The organism is Nautilia sp. (assembly GCF_053994455.1).
In genome coordinates this window covers 1-3,985 of sequence record NZ_JBMYAU010000114.1, presented here as the reverse complement: position 1 = coordinate 3,985, position 3,985 = coordinate 1, and the positions used below count along the sequence as shown (strand labels likewise).

General features: G+C 40.8%; 3 protein-coding genes. 2 read left to right on the top strand and 1 reads right to left on the bottom strand.

Going from position 1 to position 3,985, the window contains the following annotated elements:
* The coding region (locus tag ACXJIE_RS08115) for a DUF3137 domain-containing protein (protein WP_456480468.1) at window positions 1-299 on the top strand (299 nt) is incomplete at its 5' end.
* On the opposite strand, the gene dnaE is transcribed toward ACXJIE_RS08115, so the two are convergent.
* Entirely contained in the window at window positions 294-3,692 is a 3,399-nt protein-coding gene (gene dnaE / locus ACXJIE_RS08110) for a DNA polymerase III subunit alpha (RefSeq protein WP_456480467.1), read from the bottom strand. The genes ACXJIE_RS08115 and dnaE overlap by 6 nt on opposite strands.
* 102 nt (window positions 3,693-3,794) lie before the next feature.
* Here dnaE and ACXJIE_RS08105 point away from each other — a divergent pair.
* Window positions 3,795-3,985, top strand: a 191-nt coding sequence (locus ACXJIE_RS08105) for a GTP-binding protein (RefSeq protein WP_456480466.1), incomplete at its 3' end; no start/stop codon positions are given.

The window sequence follows — 3,985 nt, the reverse complement described above, 5'->3', positions numbered from 1 at the left end:
AATTCGAAAGGGAGTTTAAAGTGTATTCTGACGATCAGATTTTGGCAAGATATGTTTTAAGCACTTCTTTAATGGAAAAAATACTTAAATTTAAAAGATCAATAAATAAGCCCCTGTATTTTTCTTTTAAACACAATATGATGTTTGTGGCGGTAAGTTCGAATGACAATTTTGAAGCGCCCGTTTTTAAATCTGTAACCGATTACGATTATGTGGAAAAGATGATAAGCAGTTTTTATTTTATCGCCACACTCGTCGAAACGCTCTCACTTGAGAGAAGAATCTGGAAGAGTTTATAAAGAAGTTTTGATATTCGTATTTACCCTCAAACTGAACCCGAAAGGCGTTGTCAACAGTAACACGGCTCTTTTGTTTCCCGGGTTTTTCGTAAGCTCCGAATGGATTTTTAGCAGATCTTCTTCATAGTTTTCTCCGATTTTTCTTTGAATAACGGTAATTTCGTCTTTAACGGCGCCTTTTTCCTCTTTTGCCTCTTCTAAACTCATAAGTTTCCGGCACGTTATTCGTAAAAATTCCCCCACTTTGTCAACCTGCGCTTTTATCGCAATCGGTTCGTCAAGGTTGAATTCATTTAATTTTTCAAGATCCCTTTCGAATATCATAACGTCGATTTTACCGTGAAAATCCATAAGCGTTGCGATTGCGAATTTGTTTCCTTTTTTACTGATTCTTATTTTCATAGCGTCTATTTTGCCGACAAACAGGGCTTCTTGGGATATTATCTCCTCTACATCGCTTGAAAGGTTGTAGTTAATCCCTTTCATTTTCTCTTTGTACGGATCAAGCGGATGGGCCGAAACGTAAAACCCTAACGTCTGGTATTCGTATTCGAGCAGCGTTTTGATATCGAACTCCACGGTGTTGGGGATTTCGAGACGTTCATCGACTTCTTCGTTTTCCTCCATATCCGCAAAGAGTGAAAATTCGTGGTTTATCGCGTTTTTCTTTTCCTCTACACGTTTTTTAAATTCCAGCATTTCCTCCACACGGTTTAGCATTGCTTTACGGCTGAGGCCGAAGTCGTCCATCGCCCCGGCTTTAATTAACTGTTCGAGCACTTTTTTGTTAACTTTGCCCGTGTCTACTTTTAATATAAAATCCTCAAGGCTTTCATACGGTCTGTTTGCGACAATACTCTCAATCGCCTTGCTTCCCACGCCCTTAATGGCGCTCAGTCCGAAAAGTATTTTGTCGTCAATAGGCGTAAATTCGGCGTTTGATTTGTTGACGCTCGGAGGCAGCACTTCAATGCCGAGTACTTTTGCCTCTTCGATGTATTTTGCGATTTTATCCGTGTTTTCAGCTTCATAAGTTAAAAGCGCACTTAAAAATTCGGTAGGGTAGTATGTTTTTAGATACGCCGTCTGGTATGTAATCATCGCATAAGCCGCGGAGTGGGATTTATTGAATCCGTAACCCGCGAATTTTTCAATTAATTCGAAAAGCGATTTGGCGTTTTCGTATGAAAAACCTCTTTGCCGGGCCCTCTGGGCGAACTCTTCGGCGTATTTTTTCATCAAATCGAATTTCTTTTTACCCATCGCCCGTCTTATAATATCCGATTCTCCGAGGCTGAATCCGCCTATCGCCTGAACTATCTGCATAACCTGTTCCTGGTAAACGATAACCCCGTATGTCGGCTCAAGAATAGGTTTTAGCACTTCTTCGAATTCGTCGAAAAAATAACTGACAGGCTTTCTTCCGTGTTTTCTGTCTATGTAATCGTCAAGCATTCCGCTGTCCATCGGTCCCGGGCGGTAGAGTGCGAGCATGGCGATAATGTCTTCGAAGTTTGTGGGTTTTAGTCTTTTAGCGAGATCCTGCATACCGTCGGATTCTATCTGGAACAGTCCTAAGGTACGCCCCGACTGGATAAGCTCAAAAACCTTTGGGTCGTCAAGGGTCAGAAGGTCTATGTTTATTTTTTCGTTTTTATTAAATTTTACGTTTTTAACGGCTCTGTCTATTACCGTGAGGGTTTTTAGCCCTAAAAAGTCGAATTTAATCAAATCGACGGGTTCGAGGTAGTTTAGCGAGTACTGCGTAACAATCGTGTCGTCGTTAACGTCCTGTCTGTAAAGGGGTGATTTTTTCCACAGCTCCTCATCGCTTATCACCACCCCCGCGGCGTGCATTCCGGTGTTTCTTTTAAGCCCTTCGAGATGTTCGCCGAATGAATACAGACGGTTATACAGTGGGTCTTCTTCCGTGATTTGCACGATTTTAGGCTCAAGCTCTTTCGCTTTTTCAAGTGTGATTCCGAGCTGGTCGGGGATCAGTTTTACGAATCTATCGGCTTCGGAGTAGTCTATTCCGAATATTCTCGCAACGTCTCTTAGCACACCTTTTGCAAGAAGCGAACCGAACGTAATAACCTGCGCAACGTTTACTTTCCCGTATTTTTCACGCACGTATTCTATAATTTCACCCCGTCTTTCCTGACAGAAGTCCATATCGATATCGGGCATACTCACCCTCTCTGGATTCAAAAACCTCTCAAAAAGCAGTCCGTATTTTAAAGGGTCTATGTTTGTAATCTGCAAGCTGTAGGCAACAAGCGCACCCGCCGCGCTTCCCCTTCCGGGACCCACCGGGATGTTACGTTTTTTGGCTTCTCTTACAAAATCCCACACTATTAGCATATATCCCGGAAATTTCATTCTTTTTATGATGTCTATTTCGTATTCGAGCCTTTTCCTGTATTCCTCATGCAGCTCTTCCGGGATATATTTAAGCCTCTCTTCAAGCCCTTCTTTACATTTGTATTCGAAATATTCCACGTCGCTCGTTATATCGAGCCCCTCTTCGGCGGCGTACTCTTTTGTAAATTTAAACGTAGGGGGGGTCGGGTTTCCGAGCGGTATTTCGAGGTTTACGGATTCGGCCAGTTTATCCGTGTTTTCTATCGCTTCGGGCAGGTCTTTGAAAATTTCTTCGAATTCTTCTTTGCTTTTGAAATAGTTTTCTTTTACCACCGGGCGTCTGTGCAGGTCGTCAAACTGTTTGTTGTTTTCTATGCATTCGAGTGCATCTTTATAGATATAATCAAGTTTGTTTAGGAAAAATATGTTTGACGAGGCGAGAAGCGGTGTGTTTGTTTCGTCTGAGAGTTTTATCAGATCGTTTTCTATGAGTCTTTCCTCTTCGCTGTCACGTGTTATTTCAAGATAAAGTTCATTCAGGTTTTGTCTGTAAATTTCGAGGATCTCTTTTGTCTTTTCGTATCCTTTGGCACCGTTTAAAACATTCTTTTCGTTGAAAATATTTAAATGAAACCCCGTTTCACTCTCAAGCACAGGGAGGATAAAGCATAACCCTTTTTGGTTTTTGACAATCTCTTCAAAAGGCAGATACGCTCTCTCGCCTCTCATATTGTAAAGATACGAAATAGAGCTTAAATACATTAAATTGTCGTATCCGGTTTTGTTTTTCGCAATAATTATGAGTCTGTGTATATTGCCGTCTCTAACGATATTGACGTCGCTTCCGATAATAGGCTTTATTTCGTTTGCGCGGCAGCTTTCGTAAAACTCAATAGCACTGAACATATTGTCGAGTTCTGTGATTGCAAGTGCAGAATATCCGTATTCTTTGGCTTTTTTGATTAAATCTTTTATTCGTATGGTGGAATGTAAAAGCGAATAGTCGCTGTGTATATGAAACGGTACCAAGCTAAGCCTTTTTATGAAATTATATCAATTTTATTCACTACCTACTACTTACTACATACTACCCACTAATAATGATATAATTTCATTAAAAAAAGGCGCTTAATGCAGGATAAAATCAGAAACTTTTCGATTATCGCCCATATCGATCATGGCAAATCGACACTTGCCGACAGACTTATAGAATTTACGGGTGGAATTAGCGAAAGGGAAAAAGAAGATCAACTGCTTGATTCAATGGATATCGAAAAAGAAAGAGGTATTACCATTAAAGCCCAAAGTGTAAGGCTTGAATA